The sequence below is a fragment of the Leptolyngbya sp. FACHB-60 genome, assembly GCF_014695775.1.
In the GTDB taxonomy this organism is placed as follows: Bacteria; Cyanobacteriota; Cyanobacteriia; order Phormidesmidales; family Phormidesmidaceae; genus Nodosilinea.
Genome location: NZ_JACJOX010000058.1, coordinates 62,835 through 84,180, shown reverse-complemented (window position 1 = coordinate 84,180; position 21,346 = coordinate 62,835). Strand labels below are relative to the sequence as shown.

Sequence of the window (21,346 nt, the reverse complement as noted above, 5' to 3'; positions counted from 1 at the left end):
AAGAAAGCTATCCTAGTCTTCGTGGCTGACGCGATGGAACGGGGCAAGCAATGCAAATTTTGTCGGTGGCGCTGCAAAACTTTAAGACCCACCGCGATCGCTACTTTGAGTTTCAGCCGGGCACCAATGCCATTTGCGGCGAAAATGGCGCGGGCAAGACCAGCATTTTAGAGGCGATCGCCTGGGTGCTCTTCAACTATCAGGGCGACTATGGCAAAGACGATCTGATTCGCAACGGCAGCGGCAGTGCCCAGGTTACGGTGGCGTTTACCTCCAACTACGACGGCCGCACGTACCACGCCCAGCGCTGTACCCAGCGGGGCTACGCTCTGTTTGACCCCCAACTCAACGAGCGTCTGCCCTACACCCGCATCAAAGACGAGGTGTTGCCCTGGCTACGCCAGCACCTAGGGTTAGGCCCCACCACCAACTTGCCGCAGCTGTTTGCCCGCACCCTGGGGGTGCCCCAGGGCACCTTTACCGCCGACTTTTTGCAGCCTGCTGAGCACCGCAAAGCTGTGTTCGACGCCATTCTCAAGGTTGAAGACTACAAGCTGGCCTTTAAGCAGATGAACGCTCTGCGCCGCTACGCCGAAGATCAGGCAGAGGCCACTAAGCGAGAGATTGCCCAGTACGAAGAAGCGCTCACCCTCTGGCATGACCTACACCAGCGGCAGCACAAGCTGTCTGGCGAAATTGGCACCAGCGGGCAGCGCCTAGAGACCTTGCAAACAACGCTCGCCACGCTGCACACCCAGCGGGACGCGCTCAAGGCCCAGGCTCAGGCGGTACAGACCTTGGCCACCCAACGCCAGGGTCTAGTTCATCAGCTTGAGGTCAAGCAGACCGCGCAAGCCCGACTTCAGCAATCGGTGCAGCAGGCGGAGCAGGCGATCGCCCTGTGCCGAACCCACCAGCAGTCGTTCAAAAGCTATCAGGCGGCAGAGCAGGCGTTGGAGGCGCTAGGACAGGCCCAGCAGCAGCGCCAGCACTTGCAGGTTGAGTACCAAACGCTGCAAACTGCACAGGGCAAAACCCAGGTCGAGCTGGCTAGGTGGCAAACCCAGCTCGAATCGTTTGCGGCGACAGAGCGCGAGCTCGCTCAGCTGGAGCCTCAAATCGCGACTCAGACCCAGCTTGAGGCCCAGCGCCAAGATCTGGTGCAACAGCTAGAGCAGGGCCAGCGGTGGCAGCTCCAGCAGCAGCAGTGCCAAGCGGAGTTGAAGCACCTCGACCAGCAGCGGCAGCAAGCAATTCAAACTCGCGATCGCCTGATAGCCCTACAGCCCCAGGTCGAGGCCATTGCTGCCCTCGAAGACCAGCGCGATCGCCTTCAGCAGCAGCTCAGTCGCCTGGCTGCGGCCCGCCAATTTGAAGCTGAAATTAGCGCTCTGGTGGTAGACAGCCGCCGTCAGCGTCAAGCGCAGCAGTCTGAGATTGAAACCGTTCTGAGGGATTTAGCGGCCTTAGCCGCAAGCCTGCCGCTGCTCTCAGGCCAAACCTTAGACCGTCTGGAACAGTCGCTTCAGGAAGCCACCAACCTGCATGGGTCGCTGCTATCGGCCCTAGACGCTATTCTCAGCGACTTAGCCAATCAAACCGACGAGGCCGCCCTCCAGACCACGCTGCAAACCCTGGAAAACGACCTCAAACAGCGCTACGGCTGGCGGGCCGAGCTGGCGCAGCTTGGTGGCATCACCATTCAGCTAGAGCACATTCAGCAGGCCCAAGCTGAATTGATCGCACAGGGAAAAACCCTTACCCAGCAGTTAGCCCAGCACATCCAGATACAAACCACCCTAGAAAAGCTGGAGCGAGAGCTTGAGACCCTAGGGCGACCGCGCGAAAAAAGCCAAATTCTCGGGCGCACCCTGCAAGACAAGGCCCGAGTAGAGCAGGCCGCCACGGCCCAAGTCACCGCCCTAGACACGCTAGACCAACAGCTCAAAGCGCTGTCCAGCCAGCTAGCGCCCTTCGCTGACCTAGATCAGCGCCTGGCTCAGGTGCAGCGCGATCGCGCCCAACACCAGGCAGGCTACAGGCTATACCTACAAAACCAATCGCTGGCCAACCAGCACAGCCGACTGGAGGCCGAACTCGCCGCTGCCCAGGCCGAACTCGCTCAGGCGCAGCAGCAGCAGCAGGATGCTGACCAGGCCTACCAGGCTGCCCTGGCGCAGTTTAACCCCGAGGCCGCTGCCACACTAGAAACCCACTACAGCACGGTCAAATCTGAAGCTGACCAGCTGGCGGGGGGCCTGCCCCAGCAGCGCCAGCGCCTAGCCGACATCGACCAGCAAATCGCTGGGCTTAAGGCGATCGCCCAGCGTCGCGACACCGCCAAACAGCAGCTTCAGGCGCGGGAAAAGGCCAGGCGCTTCATCAATTTTGCTCGCAAGGCTTACAACGAAGCGGGGCCACGCATTACGGAGCAGTACCTGCGAAGCATTTCACAGCAGGCCGATCGTCTGTTTCGCGATCTGCTCAACCGCCCCAACGTGGCTCTGCAATGGACCCGAGACTACGAAATTGTGGTGCAGGATGGGCCCAACCAGCGGCGGTTTATTAACCTGTCGGGGGGCGAGCAGATGTGTGCGGCCCTGGCAGTGCGCCTGGCCCTGCTCAAGGTGCTGGCCGATGCCGACATCGCCTTCTTTGACGAACCCACCACCAATATGGATCGCCCCCGTCGGCAGGGGTTGGCTGAGGCCATCAGCCGCATCAAAACCTTTGAGCAGCTGTTTGTGATCAGCCACGATGACACCTTTGAGCAGGTGACCGAAAACGTAATTGTGGTGGAGCGGGAGGTCAGCTAATCATTCTGGGCAAGAGCAATGGCTTGCGATCAAGCTCGACGTAAGTCACAAAAAAAGCCGTCCCCGCGTTGGGGACGGCTCTAGAGGTAGGAGCTCTACAGGGAATAACTAATACCGCTAGCAGATAAGGAGCAGAGGCTATCTACTAGCTAGGAATCACGTTACTTGAAAAGGCATCGCCGCTGTAGGCGGGTACGCGATCGCCGAAGTCGGTAGACTGGCCGGTCACAGACTGAGCCAGCTGATCAAAGGAATCAGAACGCCAGTTGCGCTCGTGGATTGGTTTGGTTTGCTCACCCCGGAAGTAAGCCTGGGTGCCGATCAGCGCAGCAGCAACCCAGCCGATGACAAAAAGAGAAATCAATAGGGCAGTCATAAATAAACCTCCAATGCAGGACGGTGACAGTCGCACAACGCGCCGCTCACCTAACTCAGCGATGCGATCTACGTAGATGCATTGCGCTTATGTAACTCAATGTAAACGAAATGTAACAAAATGTCAAATTAAGTTGTCACGATTGAATCAGCAATGCTAACAAGCTTGTGCGAATTGCTAAAAGCGGAGTTTATAGCCCCCTTAACCTTGCTAAGGCGTCTACATGAACCACAGGAAGGCTCTAGGAGGACACAAATATTAAAAGCGCATTGGGTATAAGCTCTGCAAAAACGTCTAGGATAAAATCCAGGGTTAAATGCGTCAAAGTCTCTCATTACAAGGGTTTAGGGCAGTCGACTAGGCACATGGTCATCTACGCCCCAGTGATCGCCTGTCTGCGATCGCTCAACCTAGCCTTCTCTCAACGGCCTTCCCATGCATGCCTACACGCGCTACTCCCTTGACTTGCTCACCCAGAACTACAGCCGTGGGCAGATCAAGTTTCATCATTTAGACCTGCGGAATGTATCGCTAGAGGGCATTAAGCTGCCCTTTGTCGAATTTATTGACTGCAACCTCTCAGGCTTGAATCTATCGGGTGCCTTTATGCCAGGGGGCGTGTTTACCCACAGCATTTTGCGCAAGAGCAAACTCAACTGGGCCAACCTCATCGGCAGCGACTTTTTTCGGGCCGATTTGTCTGGTGCTCAGCTCAACCGCGCTCTACTTTCGGGAGCCAGGCTGACCGGCATCAATCTTCAGGGCGCTATTCTCAAAGAAGCCGTACTCAGTGGTAGTGACCTGTGCGGTGCCAACCTTAAACAGGCCTGCCTGCGAGGCGCTAATCTCAGCCACGCCAATCTCCAGGGAGCCGATCTGCGCGAAGCTGACCTGACCAACGCTGACCTCGACGGCGCTAACTTGATCGGAGCCATGATGCCCGACAACACTTACATAGACTACCGTTTTGACATGCTGCCCGCTGGGACAGAATAGTCTTTCAGCAGTTGAGCCGGACGGTCGCCGCCACAAAAATTAGGCGGTTTTGGCAAAGGAGCCTGAGACGACTGAACGCCCGCTGGTTGCCCCCGTTTTTTGCGATCGCCCAAACACGGCCTGAGCCAGCCATGGGTTAGTGCGGCGCTAGCCCGGCACCGCCAAATAACACCAGCGACAAAAAGAAGTCGACCATAAACAGCCCCACCCAAGTGGTGACCACCGCAGACGTCGCAGCTCGGCCGACCGACCGACTACAGGTGGTCGTTAGCCCCCAGGTGCAGCCTGCCAAAGCGACGATGGCCCCAAACAAAACCGATTTGATCAAGACAGCGATGAGATCGTTGAGCACCATTAGCGATCGCACTGAGTCTAAAAACTGACCCGCCGGCATTTCATAGAGCAAAAAGGCTACCCCAGCCCCGCCGACAATTCCCAACACGAGGCCCAGCACGGTAAGCACTGGCAGCATCACGCAGCAGGCCACCACCCGAGGCACCACTAGATAGTTGATGGGGTCTGTGCGCAACACCTTGAGAGCATCAATTTGATCCGTTACCTTCATGCAGCCAATTTCAGCGGCGTAGGCTGTGCCCACCTGTCCGGCCATAATAGCCGCCGTCAAAATGGGGGCCAGTTCTCGACAAAAGGCCATAGCAAAAGCCCCACCTAGGGCGTGCATGGCCCCAAAACGCTCCAGCTCGCGGGCGGTTTGCACGGTAAAAATCATGCCGGCAAACACATTGGTCAGCAGCACGGGAGTTAGGGTCAACGGCCCTGCCGCAACCATTTGCTCTAGAGTCCGCTGACCATTGACCCGGCCGCGCAAAATGCGCATGAGCACCTGACCGCCCAAAAAGCAGGCCATCACAATGTGATAAGGACAAGATTTTGTCTGCACCGTCGTTGCCGCTCGGGGGCTAGGCCGGGGGCCGCAGCCGGAGTTGGCCAGCTCCGGTAGGGCAAGGGAACGCCGTAAGGTTTTGTCGTAGGCCTTAACCATGGCAACAACTCGTAGGGTAGATGGGCTGAGGCAAATTACCAAGCTCAGAATGCCCTAATGGGGCAATTCTGTGGAGCTATTAGGCACGGCAGCGACGACAAAAATGTCTTCTAATCCCAGAACAAAATCAGGCTTCAACAGCGCTAATGCCGCGCCCCAAGCCAGCGCAGCCGAGGTTTCAAGAGCTAAGCATCAAAGGCAATTGTGATAAATCGTCACCCAGTTGCCCCCAATTTACAGAGCCTGATTGAGTTACTGAGGTTTCTTCGGATAATTTTCACAATATTGGCGGCATTTTGAAGCGAAACCGGTCTTTAAGGGGGCAGTCCGGTGCCGCCCCTGCTTCAGTCGCATTAACGTTTACCGGAGGCGAACCCGCCAAGCCCAACTTCTCTGAGCTAGAGCAGTTAGTACATTTTTTAGTACGCATCCGAAATAGATATGGTACACTTGTATCACCTTTCTCTTCGGGACTGCACCGAAGCCAGGTGGCTGGCGATCGCCAATGATCGCTCTACACCGGTCAGCTTGAGCTGAAGGGCGGGGTTGATGGTTTTTGGCTGCTCTCCACAGGTTACTAAGCAATGGATTTTCAAAGCATTCAAACCAAACTCACCAACACAGTCAACGCTCTCAGCCAAAGCGATGCGATCGTACAGGTTGACTGGGCCAGTGAACCATCGCTGCCTAGCACGGCGAGTCGAGGGGCTCAGGCCAGCTCTGGAGGGCCGTCACGCCCTAGCGTAGATTTTTCTACGGCTATTGATGCCCTGCAATGGCGCTCTGAACAGGCGGGGGGAGCCGGGCTAACGGCCAACCCATCCGCTGGAGCACCGCCCGTGGAAGTCTACCTCAAACGCCTGAACGCCATGGCCCAGAAGATTAATCAGCTGTCGTCCGAGCAAGAACGGGCGATCGCAGAAATGCAGCTGATCCAGACTCGATTGACCCGCGCTCATCCTATTGCCAACGCCCAGGGGCAGCCGGTGGCACCTCCCTACCTCGATGCCGATCGGGCCGTCTTAGCTTCAGCCGAGATGGATCACCAAGGCAATATTGTCCTGGCTTACCGCACCGTTAGCCCCAACCTATCCCCTGCACCTCGCAATCCTATTTCAGCCGAGGTCAACCAGTTAGCTAGCCATCTGCGCACCACCTATGGCCCTTCCAAACGTCGGAGTCGGGGCCAGTGGAGTGCTCTAGCCTCTGATCTGTTTGCGCTGGGGCAAGAGCCCTCCGAGATCATTGCCCACCTGAGCCGTACCGTTTGGGATGCTGGTTTAGCGATCGCCCGCTTTGTTGCCCCTCAGCAAGCTAAGCCTGCGGTCACCCATTCTCCCCTAGGGCATCCGAGTCGAGGCGCGTCTCTGTCTGTGGTGGATGGGGTGCTGTGGCTTGGAGGCGGCGTCATCGGTCGCCTGGCTTTGAATCTGCTACTGGCTGCCTTTCCAGCCCTTTGGTCAGTGGCGGTGGCAGTGATTACCGCGATCACAGCCTATGCCCTCTACCGAGCCACCCTGGCCCCCAATCTGGCCTTCGGCCCGGCCATTCGAGTGTTTTTGCTGGTTTTAGGGCTGGTTGTGGGCGGCCAGCTTTAGCGCGGTGTAGCTCTATTCTTCACTGAGTTTCAAGGAGGCAGCTGATGGTTCCAACGCATCCCCAGGGGAAAAAAATCACCTTGGCAAACGCCAAGCCCTTTGTTGCGGGGGCAATTGTTCTGGCCATTGGGCTACTGGCCATCGACGATCAGAAGCTGGGCGGCTGGTTGCAGTCCGCTGGTACCCAGAGCGCTGAGGGATGCGAAAAGATTGTGCAGAGCACGGCCCAGTTGAGCCGTGAGCAGCTCGCTCAGCTGCTGGTCGTGCCCGAGCGTGACCCGAAAGAAAATGTGCGCAAGATCGTTGCCGAGCCCTACTGTAGCCTGCCTCAGCTCCAGGTGCGCTCTGGGGTGGTCTCAGAGCGCGAAGCATATCCGATGGCGTGGGATCCAACCGTTCAGCTAGTAATTCTGTACGAAAATGACGAGTACGCTGGCTACCGCTTTCGGTTTCAATAGCGCCCTGCCGCTAATTGGCCACTTTGGCTGGAGATCTTTAGGTCCTTGGGCGAGAGGTCAGTTTTCTCAGCCGTTCTTGCGCTTGGGTCGACGCTCCCTTGGCCGGCTGGTCCTCGGTTTAGGTTTAGGCATGCTGCTGCTAGGTCTAGGCGGTTGCGGCAGGTTGACGCCAACGGTGCCCCGTCAGATTGTGTTGAAGCAGACCTGGGAGATCGAGTCGGGCGATCGCGTGGCTGGGCAGTTGGTCACCGGCAGCCTGGGCGATATTTCGATTCGGCTAGAGGGTGCCAAGCTACGCGCTCCGTTTACCGGACAGGTAGAGCTAGCGGCCAAGGGATTTAACTGTATTTATTTTTCGACCCCAGAGGTACCGGCCTACCTGTTTCGCTACTGCGGTGTTAGCCACCCCCCTTTGGGACCCATTGAAGCTGGAGACGTTATGGGGCGCGGGCGCTACATTCACTTTGCTACCCTGCGACGGCAGCCCGATGGCTCTTGGGCTATGGTCGAGCCCTCCGATCGCGTGCTGGAGCGATCGCTCAATCGACCACCGCCACGCCTGCCGTTCTAGGCCCAACCACTCCTTATTCAAAATCCCGACTCCTGCCTCAGCCCAAATATGTTCGGCCATTTACCCCCCCGCTGCCCCATGAAGCTACATCCCACTCTCCTAGCCGCCAGTGCTCTGTTGGCCCTGTTTAGCCCCACCGCCGTGAGGGCCGACGACGGCATTCTCAGCTTTGAGCTCTCCCAGCCTCAGTGGGCCGAGCAGCCCCCCACCGCCGAAACTGTGGTCGCTGCCCCAGCGATCGATGTCACCAGTCACCCTCTGCCTATTCCAGCCCAGGCGGCCAACCCGCCCATGCGCTATCACTCACCCCAGCAGTTGCCCACTGGGGTGTATCGGCGCGGGGTCGCTGTTGCCCTCAACGAAAGCACGTCGGCCACAGCCTTGCTGCCCCCGGCCCCGCCGTTGCCCGAGGCCACCGTGATGGTGGCAGTAGCTCCCCCGCCGGTCGCCCCCGAGCCCCAGGCCGAACTCCCCAAAGAAACCCCGCTTTTAGCCCTCGATTTTGGTCTGGAGCCCTCGAGCGCAGTGGTTATGGCCCAGGCCAAATTAGCTGAGCCCAAAGTTCTAGCCAACCCGCTGCCGGGTTTGTTCGAAGGTCATTCAGACTCGCTGGTGGCCTGGGCCGTGGGCAGTGCTGAAGGCACCCGCACCCCCAATGGCGCCATTAATCCTGCCTACTTTGGCCACACTGATCCTGGCAACCGCGTGTGGAATATGGGTACATTTTCGTATCAGCACGGGGCCAAAACTCCGGCGGAAGCCGATCAGAAGCAGCTAGCACGGCTTCAGAACCAGGGAGATATGTTGCGAGAAAGGGCGCTTAAACACGGCCTCAATCTCACCCTTGAAGAAACCCTCAACGGGCTAGATCTGGCGAACCAGTCACCCCTGGCCGCGATTGGACGGGTGGGCTACATTGAGCGGCTGGCCGAAGCTAAGGCCAACGGCTATGAGGGGCCGGAAGCCATTTTAGTAGCCCGTACCCGGTCTTACATCAATCCCAACACCGGACGCTGGAATGCTCCTGGGTTGGGCAATACAGAACCCAGCATTCGTCGCGATCAGCAGCGCCGCGCCAATGCTGTCGCCCAGGCGATCGCCGCCTACGAGGCCCAAAACCCTGACCTCCATGCCCAGACTTGGGTGCTGAGCCCCGCTCCCGAACCAGCAAACCCGATCGCTCTAGAGATCGCAGCAGCGGAGCCTGTAGACGAGGTGCTACAGATGTGGACCTCCCCCAGCGACCCTGTTGCCCAAGCTGAACCGGTCAACGAGGCGATCGCCGCCGTGCCTGAGCAGAACGCGCCAGAAACCGATCCCTTGGCAGCGCTGTGGCAGGTCACCGTCGAACGCTTCACTCAGGCTGCGTTTCCGTCTGGGGGCAGCACCTCTCCTCAGACCGCCTCCATTGCTAACCTGTTATTCAACCGAGGCGATACCCCTTCTCCCACGGCTGATACCGGTGATGACGGCGTTGCGCCGCTTCTCCCAGAGGAGCCATCTGACGGCAGTGCAAACCTTGTCAACCCAGAAGGGCTAATGCCTTTAGAAACAGCCCCCGTTGCCGATAGCGGCAATGCCGAGGCTGTAACAGAGGCAACGCCGCTGGCGATCGCACCCCTAGCTCATGAGGTAGAAGCGGAGGCCGCTGCGATTCCAGCTCGGAGCGCTTCGCAAATCGCGTCCCCCTCCTGGGCCGATGCCAAAGAAGGCGGTCAACCCGTTGCGGCTCCAGTGACGACTACATCCCCAATACCTGGGGCATTTCCCGACAGCACAGTCTATATGCCCCAATCCAGCGCCCCAGCGCCCGAACAGCCAGCAGCGGTTATATCTCAAGAAGATGCTGAGGCGTTAACCAACCCAACGGCCACCCCAGCTGACCTATTGCCGACTCTAGATCCAACCTCAGGGGCTGCTGAGGTTGGATCTAGCAATGCCGTTCCAGCTACCGAACTCCAGGTACCCTCCCTAGAGAACCCTAGCCCGGCTGACCTAACGATCGTCCCAGCGCAGGAGGAACCCCTGGGATTTGAGCAGGTTAGTACCGACGATCTATCGGTTGAGACGTCCCCAGCGGATGTACAGACCGCAGGCGAAGAGGCGATCGCCCTACCAATGCTCCCCAGCGAGGTCATCACCCCAGACACGGCTAGGGAAGGCGCATCGGTACAGTAGCCCCTATGCCACCCAGGCAGATGATCACAGCACTGATGACAACGTTATGAAACTCTTTTCTGTCAGCGTTTTAGTTCTTAACAAACCCTTTTTTAGCAGCATCAGCTCTCAGACGGTTAGAGTAGACAAACCAGTGGAAGGGTAAAGCCTCCCATAAAGATTAATAGGCTGATCTTAAGAAACTACCCCTGTGTCTTGCCTCGCGCCTAGCATAGGGGAATCCTGATCGTTAACTTGCCAGGCCCATGCCGGAGCCCGAGACCCACGCTTTAGCCAACGACCTTTCTGCCCTAGACATACAAAGCGGCAGTGAGGCTGTTGATAGCCGCCTCAACGTGGCCCAAATGCTGTCTCTAATCGATAGCATTTTGCCCTTTGAAGCCTGCCTTTACCACGAAATTATTCCGCTCTCGGTAGAGTCGAGTTGCCTACACCTCGGCGTGGTCAACCCGTCCGACACTGTTGCTACAGAATACGCCCGCAAGCAAGTCTCATTCATCCACTGCTCGGTGAAGTCATGGCCTGTGACCTCTGACTGGCAGCGCAAGATGCTTTCTAAGTATCTAAGCTACGCCTCTCGTCAAAAGGCACGGCCTCAGCCACAGATTGAGGCACCACCCCACACCCAAAACCAGGGTGATGAGTTTCTGACCTTTATCGTTGACAGTCCTGAAGATCTGCACAGCGATCGCCCCGCTCCGACACCCAGCCGGCCCACAGCTCCTCCACCTGCACCTGTAGAACCACCTCCAGTGGTTAAGCCACCTCCAGTGGTTGAGCCAGAGTCTCAGCCACTGGCCCTTGCCCTCGATCCCATCCTCAGCCAGGTGCCCCTCGATCAGCTGCATCGATTGTCGCCCCCCAAGCTCACCCAGGCACTGCTTTATCAGATATTAACCGAAGGCATTGGGCGTCTATATATAGAACGGCGACCCGCTCACGGCCAAGTGCTTTGGAGCAGAGACGGCGTAGTTCAAGCTGCCCTAAAGAACTTGAGCCTTGACCAGGTTCAAAGCATCATCAACGAGCTCAAGCGGCTGACGCACCTGCCCCTGTTGCCAACTGCCCAGCCCAAAAATGCCGACATTGAGCGGCTGTACAAAGGCGAGCGCGTGCTACTGCGCCTGCGACTGATGGCAGGTTCCCACGGCGAAGAAGCCACCCTTCAAGTGCTGCGAGGAGCGGCGCTGAAATTTTATCAACAGCAGCAAATCAAACAGATGGGAGAAGATGCCCTCGGCGTCGCCCAAACCCTACAAAAACGGATTTTCGAGATTCGCCAGCGGGCTCGCCAGTCGCTCACCATCGAAACCCCCTCGGCGCGAACGCTAGAGGCGCTGAGCCAGATGCTCAAAACAATGGAAGAGCAGCTTGAGCAAATTATGCAAGCGTCTCTCGAACCAAACAGTGAGAAACTGCCTTGAACAATCGGTCAGGTGCCATAGCATAGGACCAAAGATTGCCAACTCTTAGCTACGGAGCCTAATACCCAACCCAACTCCCAAAGCCCCGATCCGCCATCGATATTCCGTAGGGACATTGCAGTGCAATGTCCCTACAAAGCGGGATATACAGACAGGATTCAGTATACATTGTCCTAACATTGCTCAGCTATTGCTAGCTGCTGCCGCTCGGCCACTTCAACAGCTCGATATGCCCAACACAAAACCAGGCAGCATCGTTGGAGAAAACAGCCTTTAACCCTGTCTAACTAGGGAAAACCAATAAGCTGCGGGAATTATCCCGCAGCCAAGCCAGAGTCTATCTACAACATTAACGCTCCGACTTGGCACCCCAAGCACTGGTCATACGGCCAAAGTTAAGCCGAAACTCATCAAGGCCTAACCGGGTGCCGGGGCGATCTTCATCCCAGGAAGCCGACAGTACACCGTAGGTCAGACCCACTACCCCCAGGCCAAAGCAGCCCAAGGTGACCAACAGCACAAAGTAAGAGGGCAACGCTACTACCTGATTCACCACCAAGTAGTAGCTCACAAAAAAGGTTAGTATTCCCGCCCCGGTTGGGACACCAGAAAAGGCTAGCATGCGCCGCAGCATGCGATCGCTCACCACTTCAGGAATAGCGGTTGCTGCCCTGGCCGACGGCTTACCGCCACTTTTCTTTTTAGAAACCACCCCCGGCTTAGCAGGAGCAGCTTTTTTGGCAGAAGCTGATTTCTGAGCGGTGTCTTTAGCAGGAGATGGCTTAGCAGTAGCCTTTTTGGACTCTTCGGCAGGCTTAGCAGCGCTCTTACGAGGCTCAAATGGCAGGCGCTTGCGAGACGAATCAGGGGCCATAGCGCTACACGACAACAACAGACAATTTTGAGACCAGGCTGCAATTGCTAGATCGCCTAGCCTAGATGCGTAGCCTGGACAAATAACTTATAGGTTTGACGTGAGCTAACCACTGCAACTATCAGCTTAGATTAGCCCACTCTAGTCTACGCATGAGCTTTAGCCTTGACAGACCAGTCCTAGCCGCGAATGCCGAGCTTTTGAATCAGCGCCCGATAGCGCTCGGAGTCTTGCTTTTGCAAGTAGGCCATGAGGCGCTTGCGGTGACCAATCATTTTGAGCAGACCACGGCGAGACGAGTAGTCTTTTTTGTTCTTTTGCAGGTGGGCGCTCAGCTGATTGATGCGATCGGTGAGCATAGCAATCTGCAGATCGGCGGAGCCGGTGTCAGTTTCGTGCACCTGATAGTCGGAAATAAGTTCCTGCTTACGCGCTTGCAACAGAGTCATGGGAAAGACAACTTCTCTAGAAGAATAATTTTGAGCCAGGATTTTTCACTATAGCATAGGGTCTGCGGTCACCATCAGTCTAAGCAGAGGATCACTGACTGAGCCAGGCGATCGCCTCGCGCACCCAGCTTTCTGGATCCGCTGTCTTTTGCAAAGTAGAGCTACGCCCCACGGCCTGAAGCGCCTTGAGAATCTCGCTCTGGCTATAGCCCAGGGCGCTGAGCGTAGCCTCGACCTCTTCGTAGAGGGTTGGTACCGGTCCAGCATCGGGCACTAGACCCACCCCCGACTGGGTTTGCCAGTCTTGCAACTTGGTTTTAAGCTCCAGCACCAGGCGTTCGGCGGTTTTGTTGCCCACCCCTGGGGTACGCGACAGTAGACGGGTGTTACCGCTAACTACTGCCTGGGTCAGCTCAGCCTCGCCCAGGGTGTCGATTAGGGCCAAAGCCATCTGGGGACCAATGCCACTGACGCTAATTAGCAGCCGAAACAAGTCGCGCTCTTGGCGCTGGCCAAAGCCAAACAATACCGCCTGGTCTTCGCGAAAGTAGAGGTGGCTAAAGAGCTGCACCACCTCCCCTAGGGGCGGCAGCTGCGACAGTTGGCGGGCAGGCACCTGCATGTCGTAGCCCACCTGATTGACATCTAAGGTAACGATGATTTTGTGGTTACCGGGCTTTTGAATATCGGCCAGCACCCCCTTGAGATAGCTGATCATGCAGAGGGGTCAGACTTTTGCGGTGGACGAGGGCGATTTGAAGAGCGATCGCTTCCCCCATCGACACGGGGGGCTGCTGGCACAGCACTGGGCGGCCCACCTTTATTGGATTTAGGCCGCTGGGTTGGAACAGGTACTGGGGCTTCTTTCGGCGGCTGAAGGTGGCTGCGCCCGTTTTGAATAATCCGCAACATCTGCGAGAGCTGCTGCTCTACGCTAGAGAGCACCTGATCAGCATAGCCATCGGCCTCCTGCTGAATCATGTCTTGCTCGTCTAGGGCCTTTTGGCGCAGGGCCTCCCACTCGCGCTGAGCTTGAATCTGCATTTGCTCGATGTCACCCATTACCTTGGTACGCAGACCATCGCAGTCTTGCTGGGCCTGGGTTTTCACCTGTTGGGCCATGTGCTCGGCCTGGCGCACGATGCCAAGCTCATCGAGTATTTGGGCTGCCTCCTGCTCAGCAGCGGCGATCAGTTCTTGGGCGTAGCGCTCAGCTTCGGTAAGGAGACTGTTGCGCTGCTGCAAAATTTGCACAGCCTGGCGAAAGGCCGGCGGCAGGTTGAGGCGAATAGCATCGAGTTGGTCAAGCAGCTGATCCTCATCGACCAGGGTACGACCACTAAAGGGCACCCGGGGACTGGCCAAAATCAGCTCTTCGAGCTTATTCAGCTCCTGTTGAATATCAATGTCGCCGGGGTTAGGCAAGTCCGATTTCGTTTCCGTCGCCTCTACAGACAATCCATTGGCTTGGGCACCGGCACTGCGGGACTGGGAGCTGCGGGGCTGGGCATTGAGGCGGGCAGGGTCTGGGCGTAGCATTGGTAAATGTCTCGCGCTACATGGTGGGGAACAAGGTGGTCGATAGGGCCGCCAAAGCGAGCGATTTCTTTGACCAGGCTGCTGCTAAGAAAGCTGTACTCTGTGGAGGTCGATAGGAAAAGAGTCTCAATATCATCGGCTAGGGTCTTATTAGTATGCGCCATTTGCAGCTCTTTTTCGAAATCGGAGAGCACTCGCAGCCCTCGCAGCAGCACCTGGGCATGGCGCTGCCTGGCGTAGTTAATGGTGAGACCATCGTAGTGGTCAATGTCAATATTGTTGAGATGCCTCACCGATCGCTCAATTTGCTGGATGCGCTCGTCGGTAGAAAACATTGGCACCTTGTTGGGGTTGCTAGACACCAGCACAATCACCCGCTCAAACAATCGACTGCCGCGGGTAATAATGTCTAAATGGCCCAAGGTAATGGGGTCAAAACTGCCGGGATAGATGGCAATCAAAGCTGTCTAGCCAGTATTCCAGAATTAATGTGGCGATTATAGCTAACTTCTGGCCATTAGACTTAGGCCCGTGTTTCTACCCGATGGCCTGGTTGGCTGGGGAAGGCAGGCGCTTACGGTAGACGCGATCGCATCGAGCCGTCTCGACCCCAGTGGCAGCTTCATAACCACTGGCTTCGTACAGCCCTACCGCCTCTTTTAGCACCGAGGTGGTTTCTAGCCAGATATCGGTGAAGCCGCGGTGCCAAACAGCAGACTCTAGCGTGCTAAGCAGGTAGCGTCCCAGCCCTTGCCCCCGCGCCTGGGGTAGCAGATACATCTTGCGCAGCTCCACCGCGCGATCCCCACGCTGGGTAGGACGATAGCCAGCGGTACCAACCAGCACGCCGTCGATTTCCACTACCCAAAATTCGCCACCCGTCTTCCAATAGCAATCTTCTACTTCTAGGGCATCGCGATCGCTGTCGGTCGGTTCGCAGGTGAGGCGGTATTCCTGCAACACCTCGCCAATGACGGCAACGGCGGCGGCGCGATCGCCCGGCTGCCAACTGCGAATTAGGTAAGGGCCAAAGGTGCTGCGGTGTTCTAGCGGCATCGAACGTCTCTAGCTATGAACGCGGGGTTGGGGGTGAAGGCGAGTCAAAATCTCGCTTTCGGCAGCGGCCAATTCAGCTAGCCGCCCTTCTACCTCAGCACGGGGAAAGCGCCCGGTAGCCAATACCCAGTAAGCACCATAATGGCGAGCCTCTGAAGCCATAAGACTACGGTAAAACTGGGCTAATTCTGGATCGGGGCAGTGCTGGCCCAACAGTCCTAACCGCTCGTGGCTGCGGGCCTCGATCAGAGCCGACACCAGCAGCACGTCAAGCTGACGATGGGGTTCGACGGAGCGCACCTGCTGATGCAGAGCGGCTCCATAGGGAGGTGGCGGCAAGGGGCCAAAGGGAATATCGCGGCGCTCCAGCCACTGGTTGACCTGGGCAAAGTGGGCCAGTTCTTCTTGGGCGATCGCGGTTAGCGCTTTCACTAACTCAGCATCTGACGGATAGCGGTTGATCAAGCTCATGGCCACCCCCGCCGCCTTGCGCTCACACTGGGCGTGATCGACCAAAATCACGTCTAGATTAGCCAGAGCTTGCTCAACCCACGCCTGGGAGGTTGGCATCTCTAAAAATTTAATCGTGGCAGTGGCCATGCAACCTCGGAGAGGGTTTAGCGCCGATCTCAGTCTAAACCACTAAGAATCTGCGGGCACTTGATGCCGGTCTTTAAGGTGTTTTACCAGCGCGTGCAGCCCTAGGCGATAGCTGTCAGCGCCAAAGCCGCAGATTTGGCCTACGGCCACCGCAGCAATATAGGAGTGATGGCGAAAGGCCTCGCGCTGGTGAATGTTGCTGAGATGTACCTCAACGGTGGGAAGGCCAACAGCTGCGATCGCATCTCGAAGGGCCACGCTAGTGTGGGTATAAGCCCCAGGATTAATTAAAATGCCATCTTTTTGCCCAAAGGCCGCCTGGATGCAGTCCACAAGCGCCCCTTCGCTGTTGGATTGAAAACAATCCAATGAAACGCCTAGGGCGATCGCTTCAGTCTCTAAAGACGCCTCGATGGTAGCTAGAGTTTGCCGACCATAGATCTCGGGTTCTCGCAAGCCCAGCATGTTGAGATTTGGGCCGTGAACAACTTGAACCCTTAGCAATGATCGTTGTCCTTATGTATTAATATTCACGCTAGCAATACCATTTGCTTGCTTATTCTCTGTACGAGCACAACAACCTAAGTATCGAGTGCCGCACTCAAGAATAATATCAAGCGACAGCATCGCTAGACTCTAGTTAAAAAATTTTCAAGAGCACCCCTAACGGCGGGGTTCTTCTACCGGAATAGGAATCAAGTCAGGTTCTGCTTGATGCTCAGGGCCAAATAGAGCTTCAATTACTCTATCAACCCAGTCGCTCAGCTTTTCGAGAGCCTTTTCGATGTAGTCCATTAGGGCAAACTCCTTACTGGCACATGCCACCCTGGTTGCTCTTACCTAAAACCAGCTCTAGGCCAGATGGGGGCTGCATTTATCCATAATTACATAATAGCCATTTGAAGCAAATGATCAACCTACGTTACAGCAGGTTGCGTCGTAGAGCATCTAAGGCAGAGAGGGCACTGAGCTGGCGCACCCAGTCGCGCCCCCGATAGCCAGAAAACTCGTGTTTATACGTCAACACATTGCCCTCGGGAGTAGCCAGGCCAATATAAACCAAGCCTACGGGTTTAGTCTCGCTGCCCCCGTCTGGTCCAGCGATGCCAGTGATGCTCAAGGCCCAGTCTGTTTGCAGCAGCGCCTTAGCCCCTAGAGCCATCTGCTCGGCCACGATCGCACTCACCGCTCCCTGCTCCTCTAAAACAGCGGCATCCACCTTGAGAAGATTGACCTTAACCCGGTTGTCGTAGGCAATCACGCCTCCGTAAAAGTAAGCAGAGCTGCCGGCAATGTCGGTCAAGAGCTGCCCTAAGCCACCGCCCGTACAAGACTCGGCTACAGCGACGGTTTGCTGCCGCAACCGCAGCAGTTTGCCAACCACCGAGGCCAGCGTATCGTCATCGGCACCGTAGCAGTCAGCGCCGACTAACGCCCGAATGCCAGCTTCGATCGGCTCAATTTTGGCCAGGGCCGCAGTGGTGGAGTCGGCCCGCGCGCTAATGCGCAGCTTGGCTTCGCCTTTGCTGGCGTAGGGGGCGACCGTCGGGTTGCCTTGACTTAGGTAAGCAGCGACCTGCTCTGCTAGAGACGATTCACTAATGCCCCAAAACCGCAGCATGCGGCTGACAATAGTGGTCGTCACCCAGCCCTGGGCGCGCAGATAGGGCACGGCAGTTTCTTTCCACATTGCCTGCATTTCTCGCGGCACGCCGGGAAATGTCATTAGGGTTAAGCCAGGCCGGGGCGACCAGATAATGCCGGGAGCAGTGCCCTGGGGGTTGGGTAGCACCATCGCCCCCTCGGGCAGCAGCGCCTGTTTGCGGTTGCTGGGGGGCATGGTTCGGCCCCGGGCGGTAAATTTGGCCTCAATATCAGCCAGTAGGTTAGGGTGCTCAACCAGGGGGGCACCAAACAGGTCAGCCAGCGTCTCTATAGTGAGGTCATCGGGGGTAGGGCCTAGACCGCCGGTGAAGAGCAGGAGCTGCGATTCCGCACCGGAAGGCTTCGCAAACCGCTCGGCTGCGGTAGTCACCGCCTGCTGAATGCGAGCCGGGTTGTCACCTACAACGGTTTGGTAGTAGTGGGCAATGCCTAGACTGGCCAGCTCTTTAGCCAAAAACTGGGCGTTGCCATTGAGAATATCCCCCAGCAGCAGCTCAGTGCCCACGCAGATAATTTCTGCACTTCTGGTGCCAGCGGGCGAGTCTGTCTCGGAGGGCTGAAACGCTGGGCTTGAGGTCATAGAACGTCCTGAGGGCGAAATGGGCCGGGGAAGGGATGGCCGAGGCGCAATAGTGTCATTATGGCCATTGCAGGGAAGCCAGGAAAAGCCCCTTGGGCTCATTGGCAAAGTCCCTAGATTATGTCGCGCGTTGGTTGTTTAGGGGAGGCTACCCGATGGCAGGTTGGAGCGAGGGGGATAGAGCCGCCGGGGGCGATGATCAAAAACCCGCCCTAGGGGGCGATCGCAAACCGGGCTGGGCCACCGGGCTGCTAGCCCTCGTGTTAGGGGGCCTGCTCTACCGCACTATCGTGGCGGTCTGGTTCTTTCCAGGGTTTGACGAAGCCTACTACTATCTCTACAGCCGCTACCTGAGCCTAAGCTATTTCGACCATCCACCCATGGTGGCCCTCACGACCGGGATTGGCTGGTGGCTCACCGGGGTCATTTCACCTTTCACCATTCGCCTAGGGGCGCTGCTGCTCTACTGCCTCAGCTTGGGGCTGCTGTACCTGGCGGCATCACGGCTGTTTTCGGCGGCGGTAGGGCAGATGACCGTGGCCCTTGTCACGCTGATACCGCTGCTTGTCATCGGCTTTGGTATTCTCACCTCTCCCGACAACGGGCTGATTTTGTTTTGGAGCGCCACGCTGCTGGTGGCCGCCTGGGAATTTTTCCCCTCTAGCAGCCACACTGGGGGCTCCGAGGCAGTTAAAACAACCTACGTGCCCACCTGGCGCATTGTGCTGCTGGGGCTGACGGTGGCTCTAGCGGGGTTAAGTAAGTACCACGGTTTTGTGCTGGGCGTTAGTCTAGTGGGATTTTGTGCTGCCTATCGGCCCTACCGAGCGGCGCTGCGATCGCCCTGGACGCTGCTTGCTTTAGGCCTCTTCATTCTCACGCTCTTCCCCCTGTGGTACTGGAACAGTCAGAACGACTGGATCTCCTTTCGCTTTCAGCTGGGCATGCGATTTGACGGGGGCACTGAAAGCAGCGGCTTTAGCCTGGGACAAATGGTGGGCTACTGGCTACTGTCAATTGTTTACCTGTTTCCGCTGTTTGGCTTTCCGCTGTGGTGGGTGGCGGCGCGGCAGGGTGCCAAGCAGGCGCTGTTCTGGCACTCCCCCAACATAGGCGATGACGCAGTCCAGGAGCACTACAAACGGGGGCTAGTGCTGTGGCTATCACTGCCAATCATGCTGCTGTTTACCCTGCTGGGGGGCAAGCAGCAGATTTTGCCTGCCTGGCCTGCTCCAGGCTACTGGGGCATCGTCATTTTGCTAGCTGCTCAGGTGCTAGTTTGGCAACGCTATCGCCCCCGACTCATTCGCCGCTGGCTGTGGGGGTCGGGACTGTTTTTAGGCTCTCTGTCGATGGTGGCGCTGCTCCACCTACGGCTGGGCGTTCTACAAAAACCGAGCACCTACGCCCTGTTTGGTGGGCTAGTCCCCGTCGCGCAGGATGGCTCTACAGAACTGATCGACACCAGTCAGCTCAAGCGGCGGTTTGCCGATATCCCCGAAATTCGAGCGGCCCTGGATGAAGTGGGATTTGTCTTCACCAACGAATATTACCTAGGGGGCTACTTTGCCATGGCTATTCATCCCCTAGTCGATCTGCCGGTGACGGCCTTTAGCCAAGACCCACGCGGATTTGCCTACTGGTTTAACCCCCAGGACTGGGTTGGGCAAGATGCCCTCTATATGACGTTGAATCGCTTTGCCCAAGACGACGAGATTGTAGCCGGCTATCGGCCCCTCTTCGAGAGTATTGAGCCGCTAGGTACAGTGCCGCTCATGCGCGGCGGCGAAGTGACCGAAACGATTCACGTCTATCGCGCTAGCAATTTGCGGCAGGCCTACGAATACCCCTACGGCCCCTCAGCGGGTGCGCTGCCGCAGCCGCCAGCCCGTGTAGCTGAGTAGCGCTGTGGCGGCTAGGGCGTAGACCAAGCCGCTAGGCATGCCCGCAAACGCCAGGGCCAAACTACCGGCCCACAGTGTCAGCACGTAGATAAAGAGCACCGTCACCCGATGGGACAGCCCCGCCTGAAGCAGCCGGTGATGCAGATGGCGCTTGTCGGCTACGAAGGGGGATTTACCGGCTCGCAGGCGATCGAGAATCACAGCCGACATATCGAGAATCGGGACCGCCAGAATTAGGTAAGGCAGCAGTACGGCAGCAGTAGTCACCGTTTTAACCAAGCCGATGACGCCGACTCCCGCTAGGGTAAAGCCCATAAAGTAGGCTCCCCCATCTCCCATGAAAATTTTGGCTGGGTTGAAGTTGTAACGCAAAAAGCCCAGGGCTCCACCGCCTAGAGCGGCAGCAATTAGCGCCGCTGCGGGCTGGTTCATGTAGAGACTCACCACCAGCATAATCAGCGCGGCAATGCCGGATACCCCTGCCGCCAGGCCATCGAGCCCGTCAATCCAGTTGATAGCATTGGCCATGCCCACCAGCCACAGAATGGTTACTGGCAAGCTGATGAAGTCGGGCAGCTGGGTGAGCCCATAGAAGGGAATGGTGAGAAAGTCGATGCTCACGCCCACATACCAAGCCATGGTAGCCACCACCGCCTGCATAAACAGGCGACTGAGGGGCGATAGGCCAAACAGGTCATCAGTGAGGCCAATTAGAAAAAAGGCCAATCCGCCGAGGGTAACCCCCCAAATCTGAAACTCCTGGGGCGGGGCCAAATGGGCTCCGGCAGCATCAATAAAGCCGCCCATGGACCATACGACCAGCAGCGCTAGCAGCGTACCAATAAAAATTGACACCCCACCCAACCGCACCATGGGCTTGTCGTGTACCTTACGTTCGCCGGGCTGATCAACTCGCCCACTTTTGAGGCCAATGCGGCGCACGATCGGTGTTGTGCCCAGCACCACCGCGGCGGAGATACCAAAGGCCAACACGTGATACAGATAAAACGGCATCTCACTCCCCTCTATGGTTGGAGAAACTCTCTCCTGGCTAGCCACCTCCCTAGCCCAGGCCAACCCCAGCAAACTAGTTCTGTTGGCCATCGCTAACAACTTCGGGAGCCCTAGGGGCTGCCCTGAACCAAGTCCAACCAGGCCAAAGGGTATTTGGCCCGAAACAGTCCATAGGATAGGCCGAGTCTTGTTAAATAAGCAAAAACTCCATGCAATTATGACAGATCATTAAGGGGTAACCCTAA

The 21,346-nt window shown here is 57.2% G+C and carries 21 protein-coding genes; 8 read left to right on the top strand and 13 right to left on the bottom strand.

Annotated elements, in window-relative coordinates; all coding sequences use genetic code 11:
- Positions 1 to 50: 50 nt before the first annotated feature.
- The gene (locus tag H6F57_RS21725; protein WP_190625976.1) at positions 51 to 2,816 is read left to right on the top strand and encodes an SMC family ATPase; all 2,766 of its coding nucleotides are present in this window, start codon (positions 51 to 53) and stop codon (positions 2,814 to 2,816) included.
- Between the two features lie 145 nt (positions 2,817 to 2,961).
- Here the strand turns inward: H6F57_RS21725 and H6F57_RS21720 are convergent, their stop codons facing one another.
- The gene (locus H6F57_RS21720; protein ID WP_190625977.1) at positions 2,962 to 3,192 is read right to left on the bottom strand and encodes a hypothetical protein; all 231 of its coding nucleotides are present in this window, start codon (positions 3,190 to 3,192) and stop codon (positions 2,962 to 2,964) included.
- Between the two features lie 435 nt (positions 3,193 to 3,627).
- Here H6F57_RS21720 and H6F57_RS21715 point away from each other — a divergent pair, with 435 nt between their 5' ends.
- Positions 3,628 to 4,188 (top strand): pentapeptide repeat-containing protein, encoded by a 561-nt coding sequence (locus tag H6F57_RS21715; RefSeq protein ID WP_190625978.1) that lies wholly within the window; start codon positions 3,628 to 3,630, stop codon positions 4,186 to 4,188.
- 136 nt (positions 4,189 to 4,324) lie between these two features.
- Here H6F57_RS21715 and H6F57_RS21710 read toward each other — a convergent pair whose 3' ends face one another.
- Entirely contained in the window at positions 4,325 to 5,191 is an 867-nt protein-coding gene (locus H6F57_RS21710; protein WP_242024820.1) for an MlaE family lipid ABC transporter permease subunit, read from the bottom strand.
- A 584-nt stretch (positions 5,192 to 5,775) separates the two neighbouring features.
- Here H6F57_RS21710 and H6F57_RS21705 point away from each other — a divergent pair.
- From H6F57_RS21705 to H6F57_RS21685, 5 genes are all read left to right on the top strand, one after another.
- Positions 5,776 to 6,789, top strand: coding sequence for a hypothetical protein (locus H6F57_RS21705; RefSeq protein ID WP_190625979.1), 1,014 nt, complete (start codon positions 5,776 to 5,778; stop codon positions 6,787 to 6,789).
- 44 nt (positions 6,790 to 6,833) lie between these two features.
- The gene (locus H6F57_RS21700) at positions 6,834 to 7,247 is read left to right on the top strand and encodes a hypothetical protein (protein ID WP_190625980.1); all 414 of its coding nucleotides are present in this window, start codon (positions 6,834 to 6,836) and stop codon (positions 7,245 to 7,247) included.
- A gap of 130 nt (positions 7,248 to 7,377) precedes the next feature.
- Positions 7,378 to 7,818 carry a hypothetical protein gene (locus H6F57_RS21695; protein WP_190625981.1) on the top strand — a complete coding sequence of 147 codons (441 nt, stop codon included), beginning with the start codon at positions 7,378 to 7,380 and terminating at the stop codon, positions 7,816 to 7,818.
- A gap of 78 nt (positions 7,819 to 7,896) precedes the next feature.
- Positions 7,897 to 9,996, top strand: a complete 2,100-nt coding sequence (locus H6F57_RS21690; RefSeq protein ID WP_190625982.1) for a hypothetical protein — start codon at positions 7,897 to 7,899, stop codon at positions 9,994 to 9,996.
- Between the two features lie 245 nt (positions 9,997 to 10,241).
- Positions 10,242 to 11,420 carry a hypothetical protein gene (locus H6F57_RS21685; RefSeq protein ID WP_190625983.1) on the top strand — a complete coding sequence of 393 codons (1,179 nt, stop codon included), beginning with the start codon at positions 10,242 to 10,244 and terminating at the stop codon, positions 11,418 to 11,420.
- Positions 11,421 to 11,769: 349 nt separating this feature from the next.
- Here the strand turns inward: H6F57_RS21685 and H6F57_RS21680 are convergent, their stop codons facing one another.
- The 10 genes from H6F57_RS21680 to H6F57_RS21640 form a co-directional block, all read right to left on the bottom strand.
- Positions 11,770 to 12,294, bottom strand: coding sequence for a PAM68 family protein (locus tag H6F57_RS21680; RefSeq protein WP_190625984.1), 525 nt, complete (start codon positions 12,292 to 12,294; stop codon positions 11,770 to 11,772).
- A 179-nt stretch (positions 12,295 to 12,473) separates the two neighbouring features.
- On the bottom strand, positions 12,474 to 12,743 hold the full coding sequence (gene rpsO, locus H6F57_RS21675) for a 30S ribosomal protein S15 (RefSeq protein ID WP_073609954.1): 270 nt from the start codon (positions 12,741 to 12,743) through the stop codon (positions 12,474 to 12,476).
- 91 nt (positions 12,744 to 12,834) lie between these two features.
- Complete coding sequence (gene ruvA / locus H6F57_RS21670) at positions 12,835 to 13,461, bottom strand: Holliday junction branch migration protein RuvA (RefSeq protein ID WP_190625985.1); 627 nt, start codon at positions 13,459 to 13,461, stop codon at positions 12,835 to 12,837.
- Entirely contained in the window at positions 13,458 to 14,282 is an 825-nt protein-coding gene (locus H6F57_RS21665; RefSeq protein WP_199289614.1) for a DivIVA domain-containing protein, read from the bottom strand. Before H6F57_RS21665 ends, ruvA begins: the two co-directional genes overlap by 4 nt.
- The gene (gene coaD, locus H6F57_RS21660) at positions 14,192 to 14,743 is read right to left on the bottom strand and encodes a pantetheine-phosphate adenylyltransferase (protein ID WP_190625986.1); all 552 of its coding nucleotides are present in this window, start codon (positions 14,741 to 14,743) and stop codon (positions 14,192 to 14,194) included. Before coaD ends, H6F57_RS21665 begins: the two co-directional genes overlap by 91 nt.
- 76 nt (positions 14,744 to 14,819) lie before the next feature.
- Positions 14,820 to 15,338, bottom strand: coding sequence for a GNAT family N-acetyltransferase (locus H6F57_RS21655; RefSeq protein WP_190625987.1), 519 nt, complete (start codon positions 15,336 to 15,338; stop codon positions 14,820 to 14,822).
- Between the two features lie 9 nt (positions 15,339 to 15,347).
- Positions 15,348 to 15,938, bottom strand: coding sequence for a tRNA-(ms[2]io[6]A)-hydroxylase (locus tag H6F57_RS21650; RefSeq protein WP_190625988.1), 591 nt, complete (start codon positions 15,936 to 15,938; stop codon positions 15,348 to 15,350).
- 42 nt (positions 15,939 to 15,980) lie between these two features.
- Positions 15,981 to 16,442 (bottom strand): type II 3-dehydroquinate dehydratase, encoded by a 462-nt coding sequence (gene aroQ / locus H6F57_RS21645; protein ID WP_190625989.1) that lies wholly within the window; start codon positions 16,440 to 16,442, stop codon positions 15,981 to 15,983.
- 159 nt (positions 16,443 to 16,601) lie between these two features.
- Positions 16,602 to 16,733 (bottom strand): hypothetical protein, encoded by a 132-nt coding sequence (locus H6F57_RS28115; RefSeq protein WP_255524794.1) that lies wholly within the window; start codon positions 16,731 to 16,733, stop codon positions 16,602 to 16,604.
- Between the two features lie 127 nt (positions 16,734 to 16,860).
- Complete coding sequence (locus H6F57_RS21640; RefSeq protein WP_190625990.1) at positions 16,861 to 18,183, bottom strand: competence/damage-inducible protein A; 1,323 nt, start codon at positions 18,181 to 18,183, stop codon at positions 16,861 to 16,863.
- Between the two features lie 155 nt (positions 18,184 to 18,338).
- Here H6F57_RS21640 and H6F57_RS21635 point away from each other — a divergent pair, with 155 nt between their 5' ends.
- Complete coding sequence (locus tag H6F57_RS21635) at positions 18,339 to 20,087, top strand: glycosyltransferase family 39 protein (RefSeq protein WP_190625991.1); 1,749 nt, start codon at positions 18,339 to 18,341, stop codon at positions 20,085 to 20,087.
- Here the strand turns inward: H6F57_RS21635 and H6F57_RS21630 are convergent.
- A complete protein-coding gene (locus H6F57_RS21630) occupies positions 20,043 to 21,101 on the bottom strand; it encodes an MraY family glycosyltransferase (RefSeq protein ID WP_190625992.1) in 1,059 nt (352 codons plus the stop codon). The genes H6F57_RS21635 and H6F57_RS21630 overlap by 45 nt on opposite strands.
- Between the last annotated feature and the right edge of the window lie 245 nt (positions 21,102 to 21,346).

Bases quoted from the DNA above. Each gene is read 5' to 3' on its own strand.
- H6F57_RS21640 (WP_190625990.1), bottom strand. From the start codon at position 18,183: ATGACCTCAAGCCCAGCGTTTCAGCCCTCCGAGACAGACTCGCCCGCT.
- H6F57_RS21725 (WP_190625976.1), top strand. From the start codon at position 51: ATGCAAATTTTGTCGGTGGCGCTGCAAAACTTTAAGACCCACCGCGAT.
- rpsO (WP_073609954.1), bottom strand. From the start codon at position 12,743: ATGACTCTGTTGCAAGCGCGTAAGCAGGAACTTATTTCCGACTATCAG.
- H6F57_RS21685 (WP_190625983.1), top strand. From the start codon at position 10,242: ATGCCGGAGCCCGAGACCCACGCTTTAGCCAACGACCTTTCTGCCCTA.
- ruvA (WP_190625985.1), bottom strand. From the start codon at position 13,461: ATGATCAGCTATCTCAAGGGGGTGCTGGCCGATATTCAAAAGCCCGGT.
- H6F57_RS21655 (WP_190625987.1), bottom strand. From the start codon at position 15,338: ATGCCGCTAGAACACCGCAGCACCTTTGGCCCTTACCTAATTCGCAGT.
- H6F57_RS21720 (WP_190625977.1), bottom strand. From the start codon at position 3,192: ATGACTGCCCTATTGATTTCTCTTTTTGTCATCGGCTGGGTTGCTGCT.
- H6F57_RS21700 (WP_190625980.1), top strand. From the start codon at position 6,834: ATGGTTCCAACGCATCCCCAGGGGAAAAAAATCACCTTGGCAAACGCC.
- H6F57_RS21715 (WP_190625978.1), top strand. From the start codon at position 3,628: ATGCATGCCTACACGCGCTACTCCCTTGACTTGCTCACCCAGAACTAC.
- H6F57_RS28115 (WP_255524794.1), bottom strand. From the start codon at position 16,733: ATGGACTACATCGAAAAGGCTCTCGAAAAGCTGAGCGACTGGGTTGAT.
- H6F57_RS21665 (WP_199289614.1), bottom strand. From the start codon at position 14,282: ATGCTACGCCCAGACCCTGCCCGCCTCAATGCCCAGCCCCGCAGCTCC.
- H6F57_RS21630 (WP_190625992.1), bottom strand. From the start codon at position 21,101: ATGCCGTTTTATCTGTATCACGTGTTGGCCTTTGGTATCTCCGCCGCG.
- H6F57_RS21680 (WP_190625984.1), bottom strand. From the start codon at position 12,294: ATGGCCCCTGATTCGTCTCGCAAGCGCCTGCCATTTGAGCCTCGTAAG.
- H6F57_RS21690 (WP_190625982.1), top strand. From the start codon at position 7,897: ATGAAGCTACATCCCACTCTCCTAGCCGCCAGTGCTCTGTTGGCCCTG.
- H6F57_RS21695 (WP_190625981.1), top strand. From the start codon at position 7,378: ATGCTGCTGCTAGGTCTAGGCGGTTGCGGCAGGTTGACGCCAACGGTG.
- H6F57_RS21650 (WP_190625988.1), bottom strand. From the start codon at position 15,938: ATGGCCACTGCCACGATTAAATTTTTAGAGATGCCAACCTCCCAGGCG.
- H6F57_RS21705 (WP_190625979.1), top strand. From the start codon at position 5,776: ATGGATTTTCAAAGCATTCAAACCAAACTCACCAACACAGTCAACGCT.
- H6F57_RS21635 (WP_190625991.1), top strand. From the start codon at position 18,339: ATGGCAGGTTGGAGCGAGGGGGATAGAGCCGCCGGGGGCGATGATCAA.
- H6F57_RS21710 (WP_242024820.1), bottom strand. From the start codon at position 5,191: ATGGTTAAGGCCTACGACAAAACCTTACGGCGTTCCCTTGCCCTACCG.